Origin of the sequence: Schlesneria paludicola DSM 18645 (assembly GCF_000255655.1) — a bacterium.
GTDB classification, from domain to species: Bacteria; Planctomycetota; Planctomycetia; order Planctomycetales; family Planctomycetaceae; genus Schlesneria; species Schlesneria paludicola.
The window spans coordinates 3,215,677-3,241,864 of record NZ_JH636434.1; the positions used below are offsets into that span (position 1 = coordinate 3,215,677).

Here is a 26,188-nt window from a genome sequence, read left to right on the forward strand (position 1 = left end):
ATTGCTGACTGAATCGAATGCCTATTCGCATTTCCAATCTTCGACTATCCGTCGCGGTTCCCGAAACGGAGCTGCCGAGACACCTTGCGCGACGACTTGGACTCAACTCCACTGATCTGCAGCGATGGCGAATCCTCAAGAAGAGTCTCGACGCCCGTTCGTCGTCGGATCTTCAATTCGTCTATACCACGTTGGTCGAACTTGCTGACGCCTCGGCCGAGGTGACTTGTGCCAGCGCAAGCCGCCCGAGCGACGTGCAAGTCTACGAGCCGCCGCAGTTCGAAGACGCCGATCCAGGCTCAGAGCCGATGTCCGAACGACCAATTATCGTCGGTTCAGGGCCGGCAGGATTGCTCGCGGGTTACTACCTGGCGTTAAAAGGATATCGGCCCATCATTCTGGAACGCGGCGAAGCGGTAAAGAACCGGGTCCCGACCGTACGTGAATTTGATCGTGGCGGCGAATTCGATCGCGAAAACAACTATCTGTTCGGTGAGGGCGGGGCGGGATGCTTCAGTGATGGCAAGCTGACCTGTCGCCTGGAAGGCCCGGACGTCGAATGGGTCCTTCAGAGTTTTGTGGAATGCGGCGGCAGACCATCGCTCGTCTACGAGAATCGACCGCACCTTGGCAGCAACAAACTGCCCATGATCTGCCGCAACTATCGACGCAAAATCGAAGCACTCGGCGGCGAATACAAATTCGGCTGCCGATTCGAGGGGCTCCAGATTCGCAATGGCCAGGTGATCGGAATTGAAACGTCATCCGGGCCCATGGCGTGCCATCAATTGATTCTGGGAATCGGACACAGCGCCCGCGACACGTACCAGATGTTGTACGACTTGGGTGTACCCATGGTGCAGAAGTCCTTTCAACTGGGACTACGCATCGAACAGCCACAAGTACAGATCAATCACCACAAGTACGGGCGCCCCGAGTACGAATCACTGCTCGGCGCGGCCGACTACACCCTGCAGGCCCGCGGGGAAAAAGATGTCTTCACCTTCTGCATGTGCGCGGGTGGCATCATCATGCCCAGCATCAGCGAACCCAGAATGTTTTGCTCAAACGGAATGAGCAACTCGCGACACGATACACCATTCGCCAACAGCGGCGTCATGGTCACCCTGGAACCGCAAGAGTTCGGCGGAACGCATCCATTGGCCGGCATGCACCTTCAACAGCGGTACGAGGCCCTGGCGTATGAGATTGGCCGCGGGAACTACTTTTCACCGATTCAAACGGCCCACGATTTCGTCAAGGGGCGCCCCGCCGACCTTTCCGCAAAGTTCAACTGTTCGTATCAGCGAGGCGTGCAATCCGCACAGCTTGATCATGTTCTGCCCCCTGTCGTCGCGCAGGCCATTCGTCAAAGCTTGCCCATCATGGATAAGAAGATGCGCGGGGCACTGCTTAAGCACGCCATCCTCGTTGGCCCCGAGATGCGCGGTAGTTCACCGATACGTATCGACCGTGATCTGGTAACGCGCCAGTGCCCGAATATCGCAGGCCTCTACCCCGTCGGAGAAGGGGCCGGTTACGCCGGAGGAATCGTAAGCGCCGCCGTCGACGGACTTCGTTCCGCTCGCCACATCGTCCAGCAGTACCGAATCCCCGGTTGAGCGCGTTCCGACATCCGCGTGATGCCTTCTCCCTGCGCCCCTGTGGCTCCGTGTCTCTCAATCCACCAATGTGCGCCCGAGGGACGCGTTGCGTTCAACTGGACTCAGCGGACGTGCGAGACATACGGAGAGAATCAAATTTTGACGACAGGAAACTCAGCCCCAAAGAAGGCGAGAGGCCGGAACGTTGCGGGTAACGTTCCGGCCTGAAAAGGCGGAAATTCGAGGTGTGCTGTAGGCAGGTGCTTGGCCTGTCTCCCTCAGGCCGGCAGGATATATGAGTCTCGAAATACCGAAGGGTGATTTCGTGAATCATCGAGGTGTGATTTGTCACTCCATGGTTTCCCCTTAAGCAGCCAGCGTGCCAGACCACGCGACGTGAGCCTGGAAATTTTCGAAGCGATTCAAAAACCCCTCAAAAATAGGCTTTTGAGACGCTCTCGAATTTTCCGAAACTCCACGGCGCTCATTTTCCCTCCCCGCGTTTGTAAGGCTTACAAGCACGAACGATTGAAAAAGTTGCAATTCTGACAATCGCCCCAAAGCCCAAGCGACACTGTCGTCATGTTCAGTTCGCGTGGTGATATTCTCGATCTGATCCGTATTTGCTAAAACGGCAACCAAGTCACGCTTCGCCTTCCCGAAATACCCAGATTGCGTCTTTTACGGCCTCGACAGGCAACTCCGGTTTCGACACGATCTGCGGTCAGTTTGGGATCGAGCTTGATGGCATTGAGTTACGGACCACTCAACCGACTGGTTTTCGAAAGTTAACGCTCATTCGTACGGTCGCTTGCGAGGGGCAGATTTTCCCCTCGCATCGCACGCGTGCTTTGACCGTTCGGAGAACTTCGTCAGGATGCACGTTTTACGAGTTTGGCCGGGTCGGCCGGCTCCTTTGGGAGCAACTTGGGACGGAAAGGGTGTCAACTTTGCCGTGTTCTCTGAACACGCCACTCAAGTTGACCTCTGCCTGTTCGATTCTCCGTTTGCCACGAAGGAAACGCATCGAATCCCTTTGCCAGATCAGACGGACTACGTCTGGAATGGCTATCTGCCCGGAATCAAACCGGGGCAACTCTATGGCTTCCGTGCGCATGGACCGTACGCTCCGGAGCAAGGCTTTCGATTCAACCCGCACAAGGTCTTGCTCGACCCTTATGCGAAGGCCATCGGACGCGATTTAACGTGGAGCGATGCCGCATTTGGATATCGCGTCGGTGATCCGGCATTCGATCTCAGCTTTGATGAGCGTGACAATGCCGAGACCGCCGCGCTGGCGGCCGTCATCAATCCCTCGTTTCGCTGGATGGGGGATCAGCCATTGCGCACGCCGTGGCACAAGACACTGATCTATGAAATGCACGTAAAAGGATTCACTCACAAAAGCCCCTGGGTGCCGCGTGAATGGCGCGGCAAATACGCCGGTGTCGCATGTGAGGGATCATTACGTCATTTGCGCGCACTCGGGATCACTGCCGTGGAACTGATGCCCGTTCATCACCATGTGGACGAGCGGTTTCTGGGCGAGCGTGGGCTGACAAACTACTGGGGCTACAACACACTCGGTTACTTTGCCCCCGATGTTCGCTTCGCCTCACAACGAGACCCGCAACGGACCGTCAACGAGTTCAAGCGGATGGTCCGCCAACTTCATCGCAATGGGTTCGAAGTGATTCTCGATGTGGTCTACAACCACACCTGCGAAGGGAATCAACTCGGACCAACGCTGTCCTTAAAGGGGCTCGACAACACCTCTTACTACCGCCTGGCCGATCCACCTCGCTATTACAAGGACTACACCGGCTGCGGGAATACACTCAATATGCAGTCACCCCGGGTGCTGCAGTTGATCATGGATAGCCTGCGGTATTGGGTGCTCGAGATGCATGTCGACGGGTTCCGTTTCGATCTCGCGGCAGCCCTTGCCCGCGAACTGCACGACGTCGACAAATTGGGAGCATTTTTCGATATCATTCACCAAGATCCCGTGCTGTCGCAGGTCAAGCTCATCGCCGAGCCCTGGGACGTCGGACCGGGCGGATATCAGGTCGGAAACTTTCCGGTTCTTTGGACCGAATGGAACGGCAAATATCGGGACTGCGTTCGCAAGTTCTGGCGCGGCGACGGGAACACGGCGAGCGAGTTTGCCACACGTCTGTGCGGCAGCAGCGATCTGTACGAAGGGACCGGACGACGCCCTTACGCTAGCATCAACTTCGTGACATCGCACGACGGTTTTTCGCTGAATGATCTCGTCAGCTACAACCACAAGCACAACGAAGCCAATGGCGAGAACAACAACGACGGTGACAATCACAACATCAGTTGGAATTGTGGTGCCGAAGGACCGACAAACGACCCGGCCGTAAACGCGCGACGGGCGCGGCAGAAGCGGAACTTCATCGCGACACTCTTATTCTCGCAAGGCGTCGCCATGCTGCGCAGCGGGGATGAGTTCAGCCAGACACAAGGTGGCAACAATAACGCGTACTGCCAGGACAACCCGATCAGTTGGATACGTTGGAAGCTGACGGACGAAGAGCAAAGCCTGCTGGAATTCACGCAGCAGGCGATTCAGCTCTGGAAGAGTCAGCCAGTCCTGCAGCGACGAAAGTTTTTCCAAGGTCGCCTCATTCGGGGTGAGCTGATCCGCGACGTCGTCTGGCTGACTCCTTTGGGTGAGCAGATGACCGATGAAGACTGGAACAAACACTATACGCGTTGCCTGGGGATGCGTCTCGAAGGCCAGATGGATGACGAGATCGACGAGCGCGGGCGACACATTACAGGCGACACGCTGCTGATCCTGTTCAATTCGCACTACGACATGATCCAGTTCATGATGCCGCCACACGCCAATGGCGAACACTGGCAACCACTACTCGATACTGCAACCACGACGACGGCCCGACGGATGCATGCGGGCGAACGATATCCGCTCCAAGGACATTCGCTGGCGGTCTTGCGGCTGTCGCGATCGCGCCGCGGCATCTTCAAGCGTGCCACTCGAAAAGCCTGACATGATCTCGGCTATAGCGTCGATGCGACGGGTTCGATCCGTTCGAGAATCAACTCCGTCACCAGCCTGTTCGATGGCAGAAAAGAATGAACCACAGGGACGCGTAGTTCCTCGGTGATCCAGTCGGCGGCGACTTCTGATTCGGAGACGACACCGTCATTGGGCTCATCACCGAACGGACTGATGGAACCATGTAGGCCACGTGTACCGATGATACTCGTCGTGGGAACGCAGCTCGGGGCCACTTGTCCCATCCGATCGTCAGAGGCAAGCAGTTGTCCGCAATCATGAGTTGCCAGTCGGAACAGCACGTTACGACTGAGGTACTTCGCAATTCGAGAAGGTTGTACGGGTGATCCCAAAAGGAAAACGCGAGCCGGCAACCGCGTCTCTGGCGGCAGGGACGCAATCGCACTGCGAATGAGGACTCCACCCAGAGAATGGCCAATCAATGCATACTCACCTTGGCTGGCGACCTGGATCAGATGGCCACGCAAACGGGCTTCAATCGACGCAAAACTCTGGAATGTGACGGAGTAGAAAAATGTCGTCACGGACACGTGGCGCTGCCGAAGTCGCCACAGCAGGGGCCACGCCGACAAAGGTGTTCTTCCCATTCCATGAACGAATACCACCTGCATGACAAACCCACCTCATCCCTGCGACCGCCGATGCGCATTCACAAATTCAGTTGCGTTGTCATGGATTCTCTGGGCACAAACCCCCGTGGTCAACGGATGTACGGCGCGTCTTCGGAGATGCGACGAATTGTCAATCACCCTGGAAAGCCGAAACTTTCGCTCCATTCGACGCCGCGACAACAATTTGGATTGACGCGATGATGTCTCGCTCGTGCCTTCGAATTCTGAGAAGTTTTTCTCGCACTTGGGCTCTTCGACACTTGGGCATACGAACCGATCAGTCTCAGAATCAGTGTCGACGGAAGGACGGGCGCCCAGACTTCTGGCAAGTTTTTCAGGAACCTAAGTTCAATTGTCTTGAGCGAAACGGTATGGTGACAGTGCTCTGACAAGAACGGACAAGCAGGGTTGCGATCAGACGTCCGGTCTTGGCATTGAGATGACTGCACTCTCAAGCGTGGGAACAGCTTTTACACGGGGCACACAATTCTTCACCGTAACCACACCCGATGGTCCATGAAATCGACATCGTCGTTCACGATCTGACTGCGTAGGAATCATCAGCGAAAGGATCCGATGATGTTGACGTTACGCTCCTCCGCATGGGTCTCAGTCCTCGCCACCGCTCTCTGCTGGCAATGCCTGCTTGGTGCCGCCGAGACTCCGCTGCCCGCCATTCCTGTCGGGGCTGAGCTGGTACTCCGAGTCTCCAATTTCACCACCACAGCAGGCAAGGTCGAAAGCGTGCTGAGCGGGTTGCGGCCTGAAACACAAATCACGGACGTGGAAGACGTGAGCCTGTCATGGCTCATCGATGGCTTGTTGAAAGAGTCAGGCATCGAAGAAGAAGATTCGATTGAGTCGCGTCCCGATCTGGAACAGGACTGGTGGTTCTACGGTTGGAACGTGTGCGGCCCCGATGCATGCTTCGTCCTGCTCATACCCACGTCCAATCCCGACGAATACCAAGCCAGGGATGTCCGACGGCGAGAACAGAAACAGGATATGTCGTCCGATTCGATCGTCTACAAGAACTGGGTCGTCAAAGGATCGACGCCGGCTATTGAAGCCGTCCGACAGTGCCTTGCCGGAAGAAAACCCTCAATTCTGAGCCGGTTTGATGACACATCGTTGGAAACATTCTGCCGGGGAGACCTCGGTTTTTTTGTCGATAGTCACGCGATCGTGGCAGCGGCAACGGAGCTTAAGAAAGACCCCAGCGAGATCAGCCTGGAACTCGTGAGCATCCCATTCGAACTTGCGTCCGAACTGTTTTCGGACTTCTTCGGAGGGATCAATTGGCAAGCAGGTAACGAGAACGCGATCATGAACATTTATGTTCGAGCCGCGATCGCTTTGGCACAAGTGCTTGCAGACAGTGAGCGATTCGCCGTGTGCCTCACCATTGATGACGAATTGATTCAGATCGAACAGTGTCTGACTGTGAAGCCGGATAGTGCGACGGCTACGTTCTTTAAGAGCAATCCAGGGGCAGAGATGAAGGCTCTATGCGACCTGCCCGCCTCAAGCGCGATCTATCTGGGTCTGCATGGTGACTGGAAGTCAAAATTTTTCTCGGCTGAAAGTCTGCAAAAAATCGCCGACGCAGAGGCCGAACTCACGGCAAGTCTCGCCGTAGAAAAGCAGAGCCTGCTCGAGCAGGAACAGCAACTGAACTATGGAACGATTTCGATCGCGTACCCGATGCATCCGTTTGATCAGGGGCTTCTCAGATCGGTAACGATCAAGGAGGCAAACTCTCCAGAGCTTGCTCGCGAGGTCGCGGCTCAACGACTGAAAGACGCAACCATCCTCTTGGCCTCGAATTCGACGGGATCAATTCAGCCCATTCGGACCACAGAAAAGTACGGTTCGCTGATTGCAGACATCGTGACCTCGCCAGATCCAGCCTTCGATGCAGGTCCAGCGGAGATCACTTTCAATCTGAGCAACATTCTGTACGGGACAGGGCACCTGACAACTCGCACGATTTACCTCAAAGATCGAATCGTGGAATCTGTGGGCGGATCGAAAGTCCGAGCCGCCGCCGCATTCCGTCGCGTTGCGGAATCATCCGATCGGTCGTCAGCGCCAGATCGTGAGTTCACGAAACTGCGAAAGAGGTTGCATGATCGGCCGAATTTCCTCTTGATGGTGGATACGGGTGTGTTGACGGTATCGGCGATGCATGCCTGGAATTCCGCTGTCAGCGTGATGATGGAGGATGCGGAACTGGACGAGGTCGACATTGTCTTGGCGCCCATGAGAATCGATGGCGAGATGGAAGAGGCAATGCCCACCGACGCGGCTGCACCGGCGAAGTTGGATGCAAAACCTCTCGAACCAATCGTCGATCAAGAGATCGCCATCGATGATACTGTCGACATACCAATCGCAGTTCAGCAAGTGATCAAAGTCGCCGATTTCGAAACTCAGGTGCCCAAGTTTGAGGTGAAGGAAATCGAGAAAATTGGCTCAACACATGCCATGATCGGTTGCTCGTTGAAACTCGAGCCCGGGGTGAGCCGACTTCGTTTGGTCGTCCCAAGGCAGGCGTTGAGAACCCTTGCCGAAGCGACAGGGATCCTTTCAAAGAAGATGCTGGACGCCGAGTCGATGGAAATTGAAGCGATTCCCAAGAACCAGCCGGTGCCCGAAGATTAATCCGCGATCCAAAACCATTCTCGAGTCGGGGATTGCCTCTTTTCATCGCAGAAGACGCGTGACACCCCGCAACACACTCGCAAGCATGAGCCCACGTTCCGGAGAAAATGGGTCTTGCGACTAGTCGCGAACTTCTTTCACCAGCCTATGCACTGAAGTACAAATTCGGTCTTCGACGTCACCAGCCCACCTCAAAGCGGGGCGACCATACTCGTAAAGGTTCGAACCTCCTTCATAACCGCCCTCTTCCCACACGCGGCGAGAAGGGATGTACGAAATCATGTCGTCGACATAACCGCACACCCATGTTCCAGGACCAAACTCCTTTTTGAATCGCAACGCATAGTCGACGACAGTTTCCGCTCCCTGCCCAATCACCAGCATCTCTTTCCCCAGTTGCCAGGCGTGTACAGGGTAGGGATACGACGGTGAGAACGTTTTCCCGTCGTCGAGTTGCTTCAACATCCGCACGGCCCACCGGCCACGAACGCCGTTGTTGCCCTTGGCATACTCTCCCAGTTCTTCGCGCGTGACATTCTTCAGATAGGCGAGATCAACCAGTTCGAAGGCGGTCTTGAGGCCAGGCGAAACGGTCGTCAGCGGCCCTGCCAACCCTTCTTGAACACCAACAGCCAACATGTGCCCATATTTCTGACACAGTTCGACCGAACGGCGCGGCAAAGGGTTCTGATCTCCGCCACAGGTATTCACGAACATCGCCATCGCACCTGGGTACGCGTGTTCAATTTCAATCTGAGCAAATCCGGGATAGTCACCGCACCAGGTCATAAAGCTCAGTGTGGTCGGATGGCAGGCGTAACCAAAGAGAATTGCGTCCACCTTGCCATCGCTCCGCGAAACCTTCAGCACCGGCACTGAATGATCGACGGGACCGACGAATGGAATCCCTTTTTCGATCATGGCGGGAATCTCGGGCTCGCGATTGTTGCGGCGGTTGACCGCGAACGTCGCCTTGCCCATTCCGGTCTGCAACGTCGCAGGAGCAAGTTTTGAGAGCGCTTCGCCCACCAGCTCGACCGTCCGCTCGATCATTAGTGACGTATATTCCGCCACGAGCTTTTCTTGTTCGTCATCAACCGGATAGTAGTCGATCAAGTCGTCACCCAGTCGCGGCCCGCAATGATTGTGCGAAAACGTGAACATCAGTTGACGACGATCCAGTCCATATTTTTCCTTGATCTTGGCAAATGCGACGTCGCTCATCACCTTGGGGACACCCTGAAAATCGCTGGTGATCAACACCACGCGTTGGCCGTTCTGATCCTCAAGTGCCAACGCCTTCATCCATAACTCATGCAACTTCCCGTCTGGGGCACGCTTTGATCCGTAGCCGGCGAGCCACACCGACTGTTCTGGAGTGATCTCGGTCTTGGCCACACCCGCCTTCCATGTTGGGGCATCCGCCGCGTTACTCGCGCCAACGAGACCAGACATCGCCCCGCTCCACAAGTTCGCCATGAGCATCATGACAAACGTCGTGATCAGAAATCGTCCGGAACAACGGCGCACGCATTCAGGGTCGTGTCGATACATGATGTCCTTGGTTCTCGCATTCTGGACGGTGTGAGTTCTTGATTGGATCGCGAACTGAAGCCACCGCCATTCTGCCACGTGACGGCGCCGTTGACGAGCACGGCCACTCCAAACCTCCCGATCCCGATTTCAAACGGGTCGCGAGAATTGACGCGTGAGGTGGTACCGACTAACGATGTGCGTTTGTCGATGGCGAACAATGCAAGCAGTGGTTCGCCCAACGACGAGAATCGTCAATTCCCGTCGGACCTGCTGGCTTCGAGTCAGCCGACGTCCGAGGAATCCCATTTCAACGAATCGCATTCAACAGGAGTTTCGGATGACCACATCCTCTTCACCATCGGGGCCACGGATTCTGATTTTTGTGGGAGACGACTATGAGGACCTGGAACTTTGGTATCCAAAGCTCCGGCTGATCGAAGCCGGGTGCCGAGTGACCGTTGCCGGTGCGAACGCCAAGGCTGTGTACCAAGGGAAGAACGGTTATCCGTGTCTCTCTGATGCGGCGATCGAAGAGGTCAAGTCGACCGATTTTCATGGACTGATCTGCGCGGGTGGGTGGATGCCGGACAAACTGCGTCGTGACGCAACCGTCCTGAAATTGACACGCGAATTCGCCGAAGCGGGGAAACTGGTCGCCGCGATCTGCCACGGTGGGTGGATTCCGATCTCCGCGAATGTTTATCGTGGTGTGCGTGTGACGGGCTCACCTGGAATCAAGGACGACCTGATCAACGCAGGTTGCCTGTTCGAAGACGCACCCGTCGTTGTTGATCGACATTTTGTCAGCAGCCGTAAACCCGATGACTTGCCGGCGTTCTGCCAGGGAATCCTGCAAGTTCTCAGCCGCTCATGATCAGGAACACTCACTGATGACGAAGAATGCGATTGTCCTCCTCGTGTCGGCGTGGTTGATCGGAACAAGTGACCCCACCTGGGCTGAAGGGCTATCGCCAGAGGAAGCGGCAAGCCGGATGACGGTGCCTGACGGGTTCGAAGTCAGGGCCGTCGCCAGCGAGCCCCTCGTGCGACAACCGGTGTGTATCGAGTTTGATGATCGTGGCCGACTGTGGGTCATTCAATACTTGCAATACCCGAACCCGGAAGGCCTGAAACGAATTCAGGTCGATCGCTACTCGCGCACGAAGTACGACCGTGTTCCGGAACCACCCCCGCATGGTCCTCGCGGTGCCGACCGGATCACGATTCTTTCGGACACCAACGGCGATGGACGTTTTGACGAAGGCCGTGACTTCATCAACGGACTGAATCTGGCGACGGGTCTGGCGTTCGGTCACGGCGGGGTTTTTGTCCTGAATGTCCCCTACCTTTTGTTCTATCCAGACCGCAATCGTGACGACGTTCCGGACAGCGATCCAGAAGTCTTGCTGACGGGTTTCGGCATGGAAGACGCCCATAGCGTGGCGAATTCCCTGACATGGGGGCCGGATGGTTGGTTGTATGGCTGCCAGGGCAGCACGGTCACGGCGAACATTCGCGGAATTGAATTCCAGCAGGGCGTCTGGCGCTATCATCCCCAGACTCGTGAATTCGAGTTGTTCTGCGAAGGAGGCGGCAATTCATGGGGACTCGACTTTGATCGCGTCGGTCAACTCTACTACAGCACAAACTATGGCGGACACGTCCTGCTGCATGGAGTTCAAGGCGGCTATTTTGTGAAATCCTTCGCCAAACACGGCGCGCTGCACAATCCGTTTGCATACGGATACTTCGACCATGCCCCGCATCAAAACTTCCGCGGCGGCCACGTGACGGTCGGGGGCATCATCTACCAGGGCGATTCGTTTCCAGACTCCTTCCGCGGTCAATACATTTCCGGCGACCTGCTGGGACACGGCGTCTACTGGCACAAGATCACACCCCGCGGTTCCACGGTCGGCACATCGCACGGCGGTGAATTGCTGGTCTCGAACGACAACTGGTTTGCACCGACGGATGTGACGATGGGCCCCGATGGTGCGGTGTATGTCTCAGACTGGCACGACGCCCGCACGGCTCATCCCGACCCCGATGCCGATTGGGATCGTTCGAACGGGCGGATCTATCGAATCTCCGCCAAAGGAACGCCTCAACTCCCCTCGATCGATTTCGCCAAGCTGTCAACGACCGAACTGCTGAAGCGACTCACCCATCGCAATCAGTGGTACGTCCGACGGGCACGAATGGAATTGACCAATCGCGGTGAGGGACATGAATCGCTCACCACATCGTTGGCGAGCCCTGATGAGCTGGTTGCACTCGAATCACTGTGGGCCTTGAATGCGATCGGTGGATTCAACGAACACGTGGCCGAAGGGTTGCTGAAGAGTGTCCATGCCGCAGTGCGAGGCTGGACGGTGCGCCTGCTGGGGGACACGAAATCGATTTCAGCCGAAATGGCTCACCGCCTGGACAAGTTTGCCGAAACGGAACCGTCGGTGCAGGTCAGGCAACAGTTGGCCGCAACGACGGCGCGTTTCCCCGCCGCACAGGCATTGCCGATGATCAATGCCAACATCAATCGCGATATCGACAACGATGATCCGTTCATCCCACTGCTGTGGTGGTGGTCGATTGAGCATCACAGTGTCAGCGGCCGACAGGAAGTCATGCGACGGTTCTTGCGACCTTCGCTTTGGAAATCGCGGCTCGGTCGTGAAACGCTGCTGCCCAGACTGATCCGTCGCTACACGGCCGAAGGGACTTCTGAAGGTTTGGATTGCGTGGCGCAGCTCGTGAAGGCCGCTCCTGACGATGCCTCGCGAGACACGTTGTGGCAGCCCATCTTGCTGGGTTGTCGTGAAATTCCCCGCGAGACGGGTAGCGCCGAACGACAGACAATGCTGCGTGAACATGAACTCACAAAACTCGTTCTCGCACGATGGCAGGCCCGACCCGACGATATCACGCTCACCCAGCTCGCATTGGCATTGGGCGATCGTACCCCATTCGAACGCATCGTCCGCGAAACGTTTGATTCAAAAACCGAGACCTCGGCTCGCATCATACTTCTCGGAATTCTGGCGGATGTGGCCGAACCTTCATTGGTGGAACCACTTCTTACATTGATCAATTCCGATCAGCCCCTGCTCGCTCGACAAGCCGCCCTGAAAACCGTCGCGAGAATCGAAGATCCACGTGTCGCGTCCGCCTTGATTGCCGCTTATCAATCCCACGCCTCGGAAGGTTTGAAACCGCAGATTCGGGATGCACTCCTGGGAAGGAAGACTTCCGCACGTGCCTGGCTGACGGCCGTCGATCAAGGTGACATTGCCGCCAAAGAGACGCCACAAGAACAGTTGCAGCGCATCGCGTTGTTCGAAGACCCTGCAATGGATGAATTGATCAAAAAACATTGGGGACAATTGGGAGTCAATCGCGGCGAAAAACTGGCAGAGGCCAGACGCCTGAGCAACGACATCCGCGCATCGTCTGGCAACCTGACAGTGGGGCAAGCGGTGTTCAAAAAGCACTGTGCGACATGCCATCAATTGTTCGGCGAAGGGACAAAACTGGGGCCAGACCTGACGACGGCCAATCGAAAAGATCGGGACTTCATGTTGATCAGTCTCGTCGATCCGAGCAGCGCGATCCGCAAGGAATACACCAGCTTCATCGTGCAAACCCGCGATGGCCGGATTCTGACCGGGCTGGCCATTTCGCGGGACAACTCGGGAATCACCCTTGTAAACGCCAAGAGCGAAAAGACGATGATCGCCGCGAACGACATTGACGAGCTTCGCGAATCACCGATCTCATTGATGCCAGACGATCTGTACCGCCAATTGAAACCGCAAGAACTACGCGATTTATTCTCGTATCTTGAGTCCAACGCGCGATGAGCCGGTCAATCGCCTGTGAAAACAACGGGAACTGGCTCCGAGATTCAAGAACGCCATGACGTCGCGAACACCAAGCTGCCTGTCCCCGCGATTTCAACATACCATCCACTGACAGCCGAGGAGTGATCGATGCGCTTGAGTTGCTGGATCATGCTGTTCTCGCTCAGCCTGCTGAGCATTCATGCCAACGCGGACGAACCCTCAACGACAAAGCGGACGTATACGAACCGGTTGACGCGGATCGAAAACCCCAAGCCGCTTCTGGCAGATTATCCAGAGTTCTTCGAACCGATCATCGAGCAATCCCATTTTGAAGCGCCGGCCGTCGTGGTGGACGAGGCCGCAGATCTCCATGTGCGAGCCTGGCGATTCTCGTACAACGCACGCGGCATTATCGAGATGCCCAATCATCTGAAAGCATCAGAGACTGCTGTGATCATGGTCCACCCCTGGGGGATCGATGATGGGCAGGGCTGGAATACACCTGAACCAGCGGGGGTCGCCGATTTCTGTACGCCAGAGAAAAATCATCTCGCCGCACGACATACCCGAGAAATCGTCAAGCCGTTTATCAATTCGCTTCGCGAAAACGTCGCCGGCGTGCTGTATAGCGTCCCCGGAAACAAGGACCCCATCCGCCAGAAGCTCTATCGCTCGTACACCCACCGTCCGACAGAAACCGATCGCCGTGAAGGAGCCCGTGAATTGACCGCGAAGCTGGCGGCGTTCAAGTATGTCGGTGAACCCCTTCCGCCCACGTTGACGTTGTCAAAAGACCTACCCGTCATCGACTATTTCAAGCAGTTTCAAGGTTTGGACGCGAGTGCCAGGTTCAACAACGCGGGATTCTGGCAACTGCCGATTCCCGTCACGACGGACGTTGACGTGCATCCCGATGACGTGGTGATCTACGACGCGGAAGGATACGAACCACTCAAGTTGTTCCTGAAATCGATCGGCGTACGACACGTCTTGTTAACCGGCTACGCGACGGATATGTGCTACTGCAAGACGACGGCGGGTTATGACAATCTTTCGAAAGACTTCAACGTCTTCTTGGTGGGGGATGCTTCGCTGGCAACATTTCCGTCGAATACGTCACCCCGATTCGCAGTGAACGCGGCAATCTCATTCGCCGCACTAAATCAGCTTGTGACCCAGGTCTCGTGGGTGAAGTTAGATGGGGTAAAGCCGTGAACATTCAATCCCGTGGCAATGCCGCAAACATGTGGACCTGTTCCCGCCGCGAATGGCTGCGCACCGCCATCGCCACAGGGATGAGCGGTGGAGCCGCCCTGGCACTGAACCGACAGCGGTTGACGGCCGCCGAGTCGGACCAGGCCCTGATTGCCATTACGCTCGATCTCGAAATGAGCGCCAATTTCCCCACGCGAGAAACGACGCACTGGAATTTCGAGAAAGGGAATCTCAACGACGAAACGAAGCAGTACTCCGTCGAAGCCGCACGTCGCGTGAAAGCGGCTGGTGGGCTGCTGCATTTCTTCGCGGTGGGACGCGTGTTCGAACATCCGAGCGTGGATTGGCTGAAAGAAATCCTGCAGGAAGGCCATCCCGTCGGGAACCACACGTACGATCACATCAATGTCACCGCAACGACCGTCAAAGATTTGCAATTCCGGTTTCAACGTGCTCCCTGGCTACTGCGCGACCTGACGGTTGCGGATGCAATTCGCGACAACATTCTGTTGATGTCGAAGGCGATGACGTCGCGAATGGGTGTCCCCCCGGTCGGCTTCCGCACGCCTGGTGGATTTGCCAATGGGCTGCGTGAACAGCCACAGATTCGAGCGATGCTGCAAGATCTGGGATTCGATTGGGTCAGCAGCCTTTATCCGCCGCACTTGAACACCGAGCCGATGCAAGAGCCCTCCGCCACCGTCTTGGACTCGATCGTCGCCGCACAAGTGAATGCGCAACCATTTGTGTACCCCGACGGGCTGATTGAAATTCCGATGAGCCCCATCAGCGACATTGGTGCCTTTCGCACGGGCCAATGGAAGCTCGATTGGTTTCTCAAATCGATTCGACAGTCGTTGGAATGGGCGATCGACAACCACGCAGTCTTCGATTTCCTCGCACACCCGAGCTGTCTCTATGTCGTCGACCCGGAATTCAAATCGATTCAGCTCATCTGTGAGACGGTCCGCAAGGCGGGCAAACGCGCGTCAATCGTCGACCTGACCACCGTCGCCGCACGCGTCAAATCCAGAAAGTAAAACGGAAGTCAAATAAGAGACCTTGGCGATCCGCGCTGCGTCAGGCGTGTTGTCAGAACGGGGACTGGCTCCGCAAGGTGCCTGTCCCCGTTCTGACAACACGCCGCTCAGCAATCGGCATTCATCCTCTCGCGATTCGACTCAAAGCGAACCTGTCGAATCCGACAGGCAAAGCGAATGGATCTCCAACCCGAATCGGCGTATTTTCATCTACGGTCGCGCAGATCGGAAAGTCGAGAAATTGCCGCTGTGTTTTCAAGCGGCAACAATTACTTGCAGCGATGTTCCGGCCCTCCAATTCAATCGCGAAAAGCCCGCTGACCGACGACGCTTCACCGCGGGACACCCCTTCAACCCATCCCAATCACACCTTTTGATCTCAGTCACGGCGACGATGCCGACTACCCCTCAGCGAGGCACACATGCAACGATTGCCGATGTCGACGATTCTCTTTTCAGTCGCCTTGCTGGCCCATGATGCCGCAAGTGCGCAGGACACGAAGACGAAAATCCCTACCAAGGCCGTACCAGTCTTGCCCAGTAAGGCGACCCCCTCGACGCCTGCGGCGAAAACCGCGAAACCCGATTCTGTCGAAACAGTCCAAACGACTGTGCTCGCTACGACGGCGACCGCTGATGACGAAAATGCCGTCCGCGCGGCGGCACAGGCCTACATCAAACTCTTCAACGAAGGAAACGCAAAGGGATTAGCCGATCACTACACAACGAACGCGGAGTACATTGATGAACGGGGCGTCCTTGTGCGCGGTCGGACTGCCATCGAAGAATCGCTGAAAACCTATTTGTCCGAACATCCGGGATGTACCCTGGATCTGAACATCGCGTCGATTCGGATCGTCGGCGCGGGAATGGCGATTGAAGATGGAACGGCCACGCTCACTCTTTCGAACGGCGCGGCACCGACAATTTCTCGCTATACCGCCGTCAGCCAGAAGACGGGAGCACGATGGCAACTCGCCAGCGTCAGGGACTTTTCCACAAATCAACCACCTGCACACCGTGACTACTTGAAACAACTGGACTGGATGTTGGGAGAATGGGTCCACGAGGGAAGCGACGCGGTCGTCGTGTTTAACTGCCACCCCTCCGACAACGGAAACTTTCTGGTACGGAATTTTACGATTCGAATCTCCGGCCAAGACGCGATCAGCGGTTCGCAACGGATCGGATGGGATGCGCAGGCCAAGAAGTTCCGCGCCTGGACGTTCGATTCTGACGGCGGTCATTCTGATGGCTACTGGCATCGAGATGGTGACAGTTGGGTCTTAAAAGCGGCGGGTGTCACGGCAACGGGTCAGAGCGCTTCGAACACCAGCATCTACACCTTCACCAATCCACATACCATTACCTTTCAGGTCGTGGATCACGAAATCGCCGGTGAAGAATTTCCAGACAGTCCGAAAGTCAAAATCGTTCGCCATCCCCCTCGCCCGGAGTGACCGGTACGTCAATTGCTTTCATGCGATTTGAATTTTAAAGGCGAACGAATGCCACTTCGACTTCGTTCGACCTCGACCACATGCAAGGGCACACGATCATGAATCGAACATTCTGGAAAACAGCCATCGTTTGCGGCCTGGCCGTGTCACTCGTAACCAATTCACTCTTCGCACGGGGTGGACACGGCGGAGGAGGAGGAGGTGGGGGGGGCGGCGGTCAAGCAGGCCATGGAGGTGGTGGTGGAGGGGGGCATCCTGGCGGGGGCGGGAGTCGTCCTGGAGGTGGCAACCCCGGTGTGGGAAATCCCGGCGGTGGTAGCCATCCGGGTGGCGCGAATCCTGGGGGAGGACATCCAGGTGGTGGAAATCCCGGAGGCGGCACACCGCAGCAGCACGGCAATGGGAACCTCGGTGGCGTGAATCACGGCCCGATCGGAAACACCAGTATCCCAGGCCGCACTGGTGGCTCGCCCGTTGTGACCGGTTCGCCACAGATTGGGCACCATCCCATCCCAAACGGCGGTTTCGGCGGAAATCCACAAGGCAATTTCATCAATCAACATCCAGGTGGAGGCAACCCGGGAGGTCACTCCGTGATGCCGGTGAATCAGCCTGGTGGCCACCATCAACCTGCAAACTGGAACCAGCCCGGCGGCCCGGGGCATCAGCACTTCAACGGGAACAACTTCGTTGGAAACTCGGTGCATTTCGGAAATCGGCCAATTCAACTGAGCAACGCGGCCTATCGCCCGTCGTACTACAACCATGCCGGCTACTACCATGGCTATTGGAACGGCAGTCGTGGCTATGGAGGTTACGGCTGGGGCCCCGGTTATCGTTATGGCGGCTATGGCTACCGTCCCTATTTCTGGGGATTGGGCGGCTGGGGTCTGGGATCGTTAATTTATGGCAGTGGATACATGGGGTACTACAACCCTTACTACACCACTTATTCAGGAGTGGGGTACAACTATGCGCAGCCAATTCCAGTTTACTACAACCAGCCAACCGTGGTTGCCGATCCGAACACCCCCACTGCAAACTCGTCTGATGCAATCCTGAATTCGGCGATTGCTGCGTTCAAGCAGAATAACTACGACGCCGCACTCGACCTCGTCAATCAAGGAATCACACAGCATCCAGATGATGCGGTTCTACACGAGTTCCGCGGACTGGTCTTGTTCGCGAAAGGCGACTATCAACAGGCCGCCGCCACAGTCCATTCGGTCCTGGCAGTGGGCCCAGGCTGGGACTGGACGACACTGAGCGGCTTGTACGCCGACATCGGACTCTATACGACGCAACTTCGCCAACTCGAAGCGACCGTCAAACAGAACCCCATGGATGCCGCCACGCGGTTCCTTCTCGCCTATCACTATTTGAGTGACGGGTATCCCGATGCCGCTGTTCGTCAACTGCAACAAGTGGTCATGCTGCTCCCCAACGATCAGGTTGCCGCCAGTTTGCTAAAAATGACATCGGCTCCTCAAGAGACGCCCAACAGTGATCCCGCTGCACTACCGACACCGCAGCCTCCCGTCGATATCCCGCCGCCAGGATCATCCCAAGCCACGCCGGTCGATCCTGCAACCATTATCGGCAGTTGGAACGCCGCCAAAGGCGACGGTTCAAGGTTCGCCCTCATGCTGGCGAACGACAAAACGTTTACATGGACGTTCACGCCAAAACAGCAACAGCCCCAATCGTTCAATGGAACTTATTCGCTCGATGGAAATGTGATTGCGCTCGAACGAGAAGGTGGCGGTTCACTGGTCGCGGAAATCACCTCGATCAATGGTTCCGGATTCAACTTCAAGATGGTGGGGGCTCCCCCTGAAGACCCCGGGCTGAACTTCGCGAAATAAGACCCCCTTGGGGGACGTCAGTCGTTCAAGCCGAACAATCGCTTCAAGGCATTGATGAGCCCGTGAGGAGTTCCCTCGCGGGCTTCGTCTTTCAACGCTTCGAGCGGAGGATGCAACAGTTTGTTCACAATCCGCTCCACCGTTCGTTCGATCTGCTCTCGATCCCTGTCGCCCAGATGGGGCAGCTTGTTAAACAGGCGATCCAATTCTTCCTTGCTGACCCCATGCCAGTCCTGCATGAGTCGCGTCACGACATCGCCGCCCGCACGCCGGTAGAACTCGGCCATGAACTTCGCCGATTCGTCTTCGATGACCTGGCGAGCCTTGTCGACTTCACGCACGCGCGCTTTGCGGTTCTTTTCGCACGTTTGTTTCAAGCTATCAATGTCGTACAGAAAGACGCCATCGAGTTCCCCCACGCTGGTGCTGAAATCGCGGGGTGCACCCAGATCAAGAATAAAGGCCGTGCGTCCAGAGGATGCGGCCCGAACCGTCTTAAACAGCTCCGCGTCCACGATCGGTTTATCGGCTCCCGTCGTACTGACGATGACGTCCGCGCGGCCCAACCATTGATTCAGCTCGGCCCAGGGCTTTGCCTGTCCGCCCCATTCCGCAGCCAGTCGCTGGGCTCGTTCGGGGCTACGATTGACCACAACAATATCACGAACGCCCTCATCCTTAAGGTATCGCAGTGTTTCCTCGGCCATTTCACCAGCCCCAATCACCAGGACCAGCTTATCGCTGAAGTGATCGAAGATGCTTTTGGCAAAGTCGCCGACCGCGACACTGGCGATGGAAACTTTTCCTTCCGCGAGTCGGGTTTCGGTGCGCACTCGGCTTGAGGTGCGTATTGCCCCCTGGAAGAGCGCATGGGTGATCGGCCCACAGGCCCCTTGCTCTTCCGCAAGACGATAGGCTTCACGCACTTGATTCACGATTTGGGGTTCGCCCAGCACCATGCTGTCGAGTGAGGAAATGACCTCGAACAGATGCCGAACCGCTTCCGTCCCCGTCGCGGCCCGCAATTCTCCGACGAATTCATCCAGAGGAACCTTGTGGAACTCGGACAAAAACTGCGCCAGTTGAGGGGGCGTCAAGGGTTCCGCATCCGTCGGACGAGCCAGATACAGTTCGACTCGGTTGCATGTCGACAGCATCACCGCTTCGGTTTCTGGAAAACGCTCGCGCATCGCCGCATACGCGGCGGCCAGTTGCTCGCCCGAAGCGAACGCCAACCGCTCGCGAATCGCCAGCGGAGTCGTTTGGTGCGTGCAATACAGGGCGAGCAAATTCACGAAGCGATCCTTGATTCAATTTTCGCGGTGGGACGTTCAGGCGGGATAGTTCGGCGGACGGATTTAGTCTTTCAGGGGCGAAGTGGGAGACGTCGTCCATTCGCACATCGGATCGTCATTCATCAGGTTTTTTCGGGAACGACAACGCGTTCGGTTGTTGGTACGTGAAATCCTCGTTTTCCCATGGCCGCGACAATCATCTCCAATCCCACGAGTGCAACAATCAGGAATCCGCAGGACCACAAGGTCAACAAGGCGACTTGTTTCCCAGGGGAACGCTTCTTCTGAGTCAGCAACCAGAAGAACAAAACGACCAGCAATGTCCAAGTGAGCGCACCGCCAATGACCAGCGGATCAAGCAAGGTAAACGAAAAATCGTGGCCAACATGGGCAATCGTCAGACCGAATCCAGTCACGATCCCAATCGTCAGCAACGGAACGGAGATCAAGATCGACCAGCGATTCAACCGCTCGATCAGTTCCAGGCTGGGAAGCTTGACCCCGCTCCCCGCCGCCTGCCGATGTTTCAGTCGGCGATACTGCCAAAGGTACAAGAGACTGAGCACAAACCCTTGCAACACCCCGGCCGTTCCCAGCACCAACATGGAGGCATGCAACATCTTCCAGTTCCGGTACGAGTTCGATTCCTGGCCCGGAAGTAGCGGAACGAACTGAGCGGCCGTGACCAGTGCGAGTACAATCGGCCAGACAACCAGTCCCGTTGCCAAGTCGCTGTCCGCCAGGGACACGAATAAATGCACCGCGACAACGATCAGTGCCAGAACCAGCAGCCAGTCGTGTGGCGAGCTAAGAAGTGGGGGAAGTCCGAGGTGGCGGGACGAATTGACCAAGTAGAACGTTTGGGCGAGCAGTCCCGCCGCCGCCAGTAACCACGAACCAATCCGCAACAGGATGTGCCGCCGCCGAAGCTGCAGCAGTTCGCAAGCAAAAGCGCAACTGTAGCTGGCTAAAAAACAGATGACGCTTGTTTTCAACATCCTCTCGTCACCTCATCCCGGCTGCGGACCACGACGAATCCACCAGTGGATCTTCAAATCTTGAACTGACACGTCGATGAACCCGCTGCAGGCAAGCTCGCGGGCAAAGCTCGCGAACAGACTATGACAGATGGGCCATTCCACTAAGTCTACAACAGAGGGCAACCGGTGCGTAGCCGGTTGCCAACATCGCATTCGAAGCCGCCCGTTCAAGTAACCGGGACCGGCTCCGTACAGATTCAAAAATCCCAGAACGTCATGAAGATCACAGTACTTGCCCCGCTTCTCTCAACAGACTGCCAAGGCGCCCTTCCAGCAGACGATCGTTGCCTTGCATCGTGACAACCGATTGTGATAGCGTCAAATGGTTGTGTCGTGGGCGGGTGCTTTCTCTATCGCGCCGCCCCGTAAGTCCCGGTTCCGTCAGTTTTCAGAGAGAGTCAACAGTCGATATGCACAATGTCACCCTCATTCCTGGCGATGGAGTCGGCCCGGAAATTGCCGAAGCAACCCGCAAGTGCGTCGAAGCAACGGGCGTCAAAATCAGTTGGGATGTCCAGGAATGCGGCATTGAAGTGATCGAAAAGGTCGGGAAGGTTCCCGATTCAGTTCTGGCCTCGGTTCGCAAGAACAAAGTCGCCCTGAAGGCTCCGATCACCACCCCCATCGGCAAGGGTTTTCGTTCGGTGAACGTCTTCTTGCGGCAGGAACTGGGCCTGTACGCCTGCGTCCGCCCCTGCAAGAGCTTCCCAGGCGTTCGTACCTATTTCAGTGACTCAAACGTCAACCTTGTCGTGGTTCGCGAAAACACCGAAGACCTTTACGCCGGTGTCGAATTCCAGGCTGGTCTGCCCGCCACAACCGAATTGATCCAGGCGATCAACAAGGCCGCGACCGGCAAGAAGATCAGCACCGGTTTGGACACAACCGGGATCAGCATCAAGCCGATCTCGGTCGAAGGAACTCGAAACATCGCCAAGTTCGCGTTCGACTACGCCGTCACGCACGGCCGTAAGTCGGTGACGTCGGTCTGCAAGGCGAACATCATGAAGTTCACCGATGGCCTGTGGTACGACGAGTCCCGCGCGGTGGCCGCATCGTTTGGAGCCAAGTTTGAACAGCCCGAACTGAAGTCCAAATCCGATCCAACCCTCGACGGAAAAGTTCCAGACGGCAGCAAGCTGACCTACATGGAACGCCTGATCGACAACATGTGTATGCAGTTGGTTCAAAAGCCAGAACTGTACGACGTCATCCTGCTGCCCAACCTGTACGGGGACATCCTGAGCGACCTGTGCGCAGGTCTTGTCGGTGGCCTCGGCGTGGCTCCTGGCGCCAACTATGGTGCGGATTCCGCCATCTTCGAAGCCACGCACGGCAGTGCTCCGAAGTACAAAGGCCAGAACAAGGTCAATCCGACCGCTTTGATTCTGTCTGCGAAGCTGATGCTGGATCACCTGGGCGAGGCCAAGGCGGCCGCGAAGCTGGAACAGGCCGTGGCCGACGTGATCGCCGAGGGCAAAAACGTCACCTACGACCTCAAGCCAAACCGCACCGACCCAACCGCCGTCGGCACCAGCCAGATGGCCGATGCGATCTGCAAGCGAATTGCCGAACTGGGATAGTCCCACTTTGGAACTCACCGCGCGGACAGTTGGTCCGCGCGGATGGATTTGAGAGCATGCGACATGGATGAAGCGGCTCTGCATGACCTGCTTTCGGGCCGACGACAAGACGTTGCGGCCCGACTGCTGCGCAGCGGACTCTCGGTCGCGTCTGTGCTCTATGCCGCCGCGACGTCCGCACGCAACGGGGCGTACGATCAGCAGTGGTTGCCCACACATCGCGCCAGCGCGCCGGTGATTTCCGTAGGGAATGTCACCACCGGCGGAACTGGCAAGACACCGGTAGTGGCCTGGCTCGTCAACCGACTCTTGCAAGCGGGATGCCATCCGGGAATTCTCAGCCGCGGCTACCATGCGCTGGCCGTCGACTCATCGGGTCAGTCCATTTCTGAAAATGATGAAAAGCGTGTGCTCGACCGCCTTTGCCCTGGCGTACCGCATCTCCAGCAGCGCGACCGAGTCCGCTCTGGAACCCATGCTACGCAGGACCTCGGCTGTGATGTCCTCGTGCTCGACGATGGCTTTCAGCACCGCCGACTGCATCGTGACCTGGATCTTGTCCTGATCGATTCTCTGCGTCCTTGGGGCTATGGCCAGTTGTTACCACGCGGATTGCTCCGCGAATCTCTACGATCGCTTCGACGTGCCGACACGATTCTGATCACGCGCGCCAATCAATCGCCCATCGCCGAACTCGATCGGATTCGCACTCAGCTTCATCGCTGCCGTGGAACGGACGAATGCGTCGAGGTGGCCTTCACACCGCAGTGGTTCGTCGACTTCGCGGGCACGCGACATCCGATTGATTCCTTGATAGGAAAATCGGTATTCGCGTTTTGTGGAATCGGCAACCCCGTTGGATTCGGCCAAACCGTCGATGGATTGCATGTACGATGTCAACAACTGCAAACGTTTCCCGACCACCATCACTACACCCCAGCGGACCTGATGGCGCTGGCTGAGCGTGCAAAATCACTCGCAGTCGATGCGGTCCTGGTGACGCAAAAAGACATCGTCAAACTTTCTGCGTCTGACTGGAACGGCCCCCCCCTTTTCGCCATCGAAATCGGCGCAGACCTAATCAGCGGTGCAGAGTTGCTGGAGCAACAACTGCGGCGAGTGATCGAAGCATCACGCGCCTAACAGCCTGTTGACCTAACGGCGACTGGCTCCGGCCAGATTAAAGCCACGACATCCTGAACCCTGAGCAGCCTTCCCTCCCCCTCACTTCAACAGGCTGCGAAGGGCAACGCCGTGATGGATGTTCAGACGCAAAATCATTGACAAGTTGCTGGTGCCATTTCCTGCGGGTCAAAAGGCCCAGCCATTCCACCAGCGCAGTCCAAGAGAGACCGCAGGGCATCGACGGGCTGGCTCAGACGCCACCCCAAGACCATGAGGGCCTGCAACGCCAACCGTTCATCAGGCCGCGTTTCGCATTCGAATCTATTGACTACAACGGTAGTCAATCACTAGAGTGTGACTACACGAATAGTCACTCAGCCATCCCCGACGAGACCTGACATGAAGCGCTCTGCCGCCGCGCTCGGTGCGACAGAAATCGAAGTTTTGCGACACCTGGGTGAACATCATCCGCAGAGTGTCGGCGAGGTCGCCGATCATTTCGCCCAAACATCCGGTCAGGCACGAACGACAATCCTGACGATCATGGAACGTCTGCGGAAGAAGGGGTACCTGACTCGTAAGTCAGTAAAAGGGGTCTATCGCTATGCCCCGAAGGTCTCGTCTCATGATTTGCTGCGGGGTCTGGTGAAGACCTTCGTTGATCAAACCCTGGGCGGTTCGGTCTCACCTTTCGTGGCCTATCTGTCGGACAATGGCTCCGTCTCGGAAGACGATCTTGAGCAGCTGAAAAAGCTCGTGCGCGATCTGGAACAACAGCGAAAAGGAATTCGCGAATGATCCCATCTCTGTTTCCCGCCGCAGGCGAAAGTGTGATCTGGCGCGTCTGCTGGCACGCCAGCCTGACCATCGTACTGGTTCAATTGATTTGTTGCCTGATTCCCGCCATGCCAGGTCGGATGCGCTCCTGGCTGTGGCGATTGGCCATCATCAAGCTGATCGTCGTCTTGGTATGGTCAACTCCCGTCGAGCTCCCGGTCCTTCCGCCACACCACGCGGCGACGGCAACAATCGAATCATCACATTCGATCGTTGCCGCCTTAGTTGAAAGAACGCCGACGTCGTCAGGCTGGAAAATCGGCATCTCTGTGCTTTGGGGAATTGGCGCAGGCAACTTCCTGTTGCAGATTGTGAACTCGTATCGAGAGCTGGTTCAGTTTCGATGTCAATGTCACCCGATCGATCACCCACTGTTAGCGAATGAATTCGCCGACTGCGTCCGTTCGCTACGATTTAGCAGGTTCCCACAATTGCTGGTGTGTGCGGGGACCGGAAGCCCCTTCGTCATCGGAATACGGCACCCTGCGGTTGTGCTGCCACAAGAAACCTGGCAGCAGCTGTCGACCGCCGAGCGACAGATGGCACTCCGTCATGAACTGGCGCATCTCAGGCACGGCGATCTGGTTTGGAATCTGTTGGCCGCTCTGGTCAGGTCCTTCTTGTTCTTTCATCCACTCGCCTGGTGGGCCGAGCGAGAATTGAGAACATCGCATGAGATGTCAGCCGATGAACTGGCCATTCGGACGCAAGGCTGTGACGCGGTGGACTATGGCAAGTTGCTGCTATCGATCGTCCATCAATCTGGAACCGCTGAATTTCCTTCCACGATGGCCGTGGGAGCAGCAGGTTCCGTCGGGATGCTTACAAGGAGGTTGGCAGCCATGAGATTCATGAATCGTGTTTCGGGTCGGGCCGTCTATAGTTCGGCAGCGTGCGTGGCTTTGATCGCTGCGATAGGAATTGTCCCTTGGCGATTGGTCACACCCTTTGGCTCGCAACAGCCGCCCGCCATTCCTTTGCTGAGCGTGACGAACGATCGCGACGCCGCCCAGCGTACGACGGCCGAAATTCGCATCTCACGATGTTCAGGTCAACAAGACTCCCCACTTTCGAAACCCACTGTGGAGTTTTCGGGCGATAGCGAAGTGACTCTGCCCATCGACAACGAACATTCCATTCAAGTGGCCGTGGAAACAAACCGGCAGGAATCTCCCCTGACGCATAGTGTCCGAGTGACGTTTATTGAGAACCCGCAAAGCGAAACACCGAAGCGCCTCTTCGCGCCGCGAGTCACCTTGTTCGATGGTTCCAATGCCATTGTTCAAGATTTGGACGCGAATGGCGAAGGCCTGAAAGTCGAAGTCGCAGTGTCTGCAGTGCCATCGAATCGCTAAGTCGCCCCGTGCAAAATCGCCTAGGATTGGGCCATGGCAATTCAAT

At 56.6% G+C, this 26,188-nt stretch carries 17 protein-coding genes; 13 read left to right on the plus strand and 4 right to left on the minus strand.

Features of this window, described 5'->3' with window-relative positions:
* Positions 1–17 precede the first annotated feature (17 nt).
* Together OSO_RS0115785 and glgX are read left to right on the plus strand one after the other, a co-directional pair.
* Entirely contained in the window at positions 18–1,622 is a 1,605-nt protein-coding gene (locus tag OSO_RS0115785) for an NAD(P)/FAD-dependent oxidoreductase (RefSeq protein ID WP_010584214.1), read from the plus strand.
* Between the two features lie 859 nt (positions 1,623–2,481).
* The gene (gene glgX / locus OSO_RS43735) at positions 2,482–4,644 is read left to right on the plus strand and encodes a glycogen debranching protein GlgX (protein WP_010584215.1); all 2,163 of its coding nucleotides are present in this window, start codon (positions 2,482–2,484) and stop codon (positions 4,642–4,644) included.
* 11 nt (positions 4,645–4,655) lie between these two features.
* Here the strand turns inward: glgX and OSO_RS0115795 are convergent, their stop codons facing one another.
* The gene (locus OSO_RS0115795; RefSeq protein ID WP_040591690.1) at positions 4,656–5,285 is read right to left on the minus strand and encodes an esterase/lipase family protein; all 630 of its coding nucleotides are present in this window, start codon (positions 5,283–5,285) and stop codon (positions 4,656–4,658) included.
* A gap of 576 nt (positions 5,286–5,861) precedes the next feature.
* Here OSO_RS0115795 and OSO_RS0115805 point away from each other — a divergent pair.
* Positions 5,862–7,949: a hypothetical protein gene (locus OSO_RS0115805; RefSeq protein WP_029247071.1), complete on the plus strand. Its 2,088-nt coding sequence runs from the start codon at positions 5,862–5,864 to the stop codon at positions 7,947–7,949.
* Between the two features lie 120 nt (positions 7,950–8,069).
* On the opposite strand, the gene OSO_RS0115810 is transcribed toward OSO_RS0115805, so the two are convergent.
* Positions 8,070–9,404, minus strand: coding sequence for a neutral/alkaline non-lysosomal ceramidase N-terminal domain-containing protein (locus OSO_RS0115810; protein WP_237729290.1), 1,335 nt, complete (start codon positions 9,402–9,404; stop codon positions 8,070–8,072).
* 418 nt (positions 9,405–9,822) lie between these two features.
* Between OSO_RS0115810 and OSO_RS0115820 the strand changes: the two genes are divergently transcribed.
* The 6 genes from OSO_RS0115820 to OSO_RS48075 all read left to right on the plus strand — a co-directional run bounded on the left by OSO_RS0115820 (position 9,823) and on the right by OSO_RS48075 (position 18,907).
* The gene (locus OSO_RS0115820; protein WP_010584221.1) at positions 9,823–10,359 is read left to right on the plus strand and encodes a type 1 glutamine amidotransferase domain-containing protein; all 537 of its coding nucleotides are present in this window, start codon (positions 9,823–9,825) and stop codon (positions 10,357–10,359) included.
* Between the two features lie 16 nt (positions 10,360–10,375).
* The gene (locus tag OSO_RS0115825; protein WP_010584222.1) at positions 10,376–13,345 is read left to right on the plus strand and encodes a PVC-type heme-binding CxxCH protein; all 2,970 of its coding nucleotides are present in this window, start codon (positions 10,376–10,378) and stop codon (positions 13,343–13,345) included.
* Between the two features lie 129 nt (positions 13,346–13,474).
* The gene (locus OSO_RS0115835) at positions 13,475–14,542 is read left to right on the plus strand and encodes an isochorismatase family protein (protein WP_010584223.1); all 1,068 of its coding nucleotides are present in this window, start codon (positions 13,475–13,477) and stop codon (positions 14,540–14,542) included.
* Positions 14,539–15,582 carry a polysaccharide deacetylase family protein gene (locus tag OSO_RS0115840; protein ID WP_010584224.1) on the plus strand — a complete coding sequence of 348 codons (1,044 nt, stop codon included), beginning with the start codon at positions 14,539–14,541 and terminating at the stop codon, positions 15,580–15,582. Before OSO_RS0115835 ends, OSO_RS0115840 begins: the two co-directional genes overlap by 4 nt.
* A gap of 437 nt (positions 15,583–16,019) precedes the next feature.
* On the plus strand, positions 16,020–17,042 hold the full coding sequence (locus OSO_RS43740) for a YybH family protein (RefSeq protein ID WP_010584226.1): 1,023 nt from the start codon (positions 16,020–16,022) through the stop codon (positions 17,040–17,042).
* Between the two features lie 98 nt (positions 17,043–17,140).
* Positions 17,141–18,907, plus strand: coding sequence for a tetratricopeptide repeat protein (locus OSO_RS48075; protein ID WP_237729291.1), 1,767 nt, complete (start codon positions 17,141–17,143; stop codon positions 18,905–18,907).
* Between the two features lie 17 nt (positions 18,908–18,924).
* Here OSO_RS48075 and hemA read toward each other — a convergent pair whose 3' ends face one another.
* Together hemA and ccsA are read right to left on the minus strand one after the other, a co-directional pair.
* A complete protein-coding gene (gene hemA, locus OSO_RS0115865; protein ID WP_010584229.1) occupies positions 18,925–20,202 on the minus strand; it encodes a glutamyl-tRNA reductase in 1,278 nt (425 codons plus the stop codon).
* Between the two features lie 122 nt (positions 20,203–20,324).
* Positions 20,325–21,200, minus strand: coding sequence for a cytochrome c biogenesis protein CcsA (ccsA, locus tag OSO_RS0115870; RefSeq protein ID WP_010584230.1), 876 nt, complete (start codon positions 21,198–21,200; stop codon positions 20,325–20,327).
* A gap of 452 nt (positions 21,201–21,652) precedes the next feature.
* Here ccsA and OSO_RS0115875 point away from each other — a divergent pair, with 452 nt between their 5' ends.
* The 4 genes from OSO_RS0115875 to OSO_RS0115890 all read left to right on the plus strand — a co-directional run bounded on the left by OSO_RS0115875 (position 21,653) and on the right by OSO_RS0115890 (position 26,142).
* The gene (locus tag OSO_RS0115875; RefSeq protein ID WP_010584231.1) at positions 21,653–22,825 is read left to right on the plus strand and encodes an isocitrate/isopropylmalate dehydrogenase family protein; all 1,173 of its coding nucleotides are present in this window, start codon (positions 21,653–21,655) and stop codon (positions 22,823–22,825) included.
* A 63-nt stretch (positions 22,826–22,888) separates the two neighbouring features.
* The gene (gene lpxK, locus OSO_RS43750; protein ID WP_010584232.1) at positions 22,889–23,968 is read left to right on the plus strand and encodes a tetraacyldisaccharide 4'-kinase; all 1,080 of its coding nucleotides are present in this window, start codon (positions 22,889–22,891) and stop codon (positions 23,966–23,968) included.
* 381 nt (positions 23,969–24,349) lie between these two features.
* A complete protein-coding gene (locus OSO_RS0115885; protein ID WP_010584233.1) occupies positions 24,350–24,748 on the plus strand; it encodes a BlaI/MecI/CopY family transcriptional regulator in 399 nt (132 codons plus the stop codon).
* Positions 24,745–26,142, plus strand: a complete 1,398-nt coding sequence (locus tag OSO_RS0115890; protein WP_010584234.1) for a M56 family metallopeptidase — start codon at positions 24,745–24,747, stop codon at positions 26,140–26,142. Before OSO_RS0115885 ends, OSO_RS0115890 begins: the two co-directional genes overlap by 4 nt.
* The last annotated feature ends 46 nt before the right edge of the window (positions 26,143–26,188 follow it).

Excerpts from the sequence above, each read along its gene's own strand:
- OSO_RS0115785 (WP_010584214.1), top strand. The coding sequence starts at position 18 with ATGCCTATTCGCATTTCCAATCTTCGACTATCCGTCGCGGTTCCCGAA.
- glgX (WP_010584215.1), top strand. The coding sequence starts at position 2,482 with ATGCACGTTTTACGAGTTTGGCCGGGTCGGCCGGCTCCTTTGGGAGCA.
- OSO_RS0115795 (WP_040591690.1), bottom strand. The coding sequence starts at position 5,285 with ATGCAGGTGGTATTCGTTCATGGAATGGGAAGAACACCTTTGTCGGCG.
- OSO_RS0115805 (WP_029247071.1), top strand. The coding sequence starts at position 5,862 with ATGATGTTGACGTTACGCTCCTCCGCATGGGTCTCAGTCCTCGCCACC.
- OSO_RS0115810 (WP_237729290.1), bottom strand. The coding sequence starts at position 9,404 with ATGTCTGGTCTCGTTGGCGCGAGTAACGCGGCGGATGCCCCAACATGG.
- OSO_RS0115820 (WP_010584221.1), top strand. The coding sequence starts at position 9,823 with ATGACCACATCCTCTTCACCATCGGGGCCACGGATTCTGATTTTTGTG.
- OSO_RS0115825 (WP_010584222.1), top strand. The coding sequence starts at position 10,376 with ATGACGAAGAATGCGATTGTCCTCCTCGTGTCGGCGTGGTTGATCGGA.
- OSO_RS0115835 (WP_010584223.1), top strand. The coding sequence starts at position 13,475 with ATGCGCTTGAGTTGCTGGATCATGCTGTTCTCGCTCAGCCTGCTGAGC.
- OSO_RS43740 (WP_010584226.1), top strand. The coding sequence starts at position 16,020 with ATGTCGACGATTCTCTTTTCAGTCGCCTTGCTGGCCCATGATGCCGCA.
- OSO_RS48075 (WP_237729291.1), top strand. The coding sequence starts at position 17,141 with ATGAATCGAACATTCTGGAAAACAGCCATCGTTTGCGGCCTGGCCGTG.
- ccsA (WP_010584230.1), bottom strand. The coding sequence starts at position 21,200 with ATGTTGAAAACAAGCGTCATCTGTTTTTTAGCCAGCTACAGTTGCGCT.
- OSO_RS0115875 (WP_010584231.1), top strand. The coding sequence starts at position 21,653 with ATGCACAATGTCACCCTCATTCCTGGCGATGGAGTCGGCCCGGAAATT.
- lpxK (WP_010584232.1), top strand. The coding sequence starts at position 22,889 with ATGGATGAAGCGGCTCTGCATGACCTGCTTTCGGGCCGACGACAAGAC.
- OSO_RS0115885 (WP_010584233.1), top strand. The coding sequence starts at position 24,350 with ATGAAGCGCTCTGCCGCCGCGCTCGGTGCGACAGAAATCGAAGTTTTG.
- OSO_RS0115890 (WP_010584234.1), top strand. The coding sequence starts at position 24,745 with ATGATCCCATCTCTGTTTCCCGCCGCAGGCGAAAGTGTGATCTGGCGC.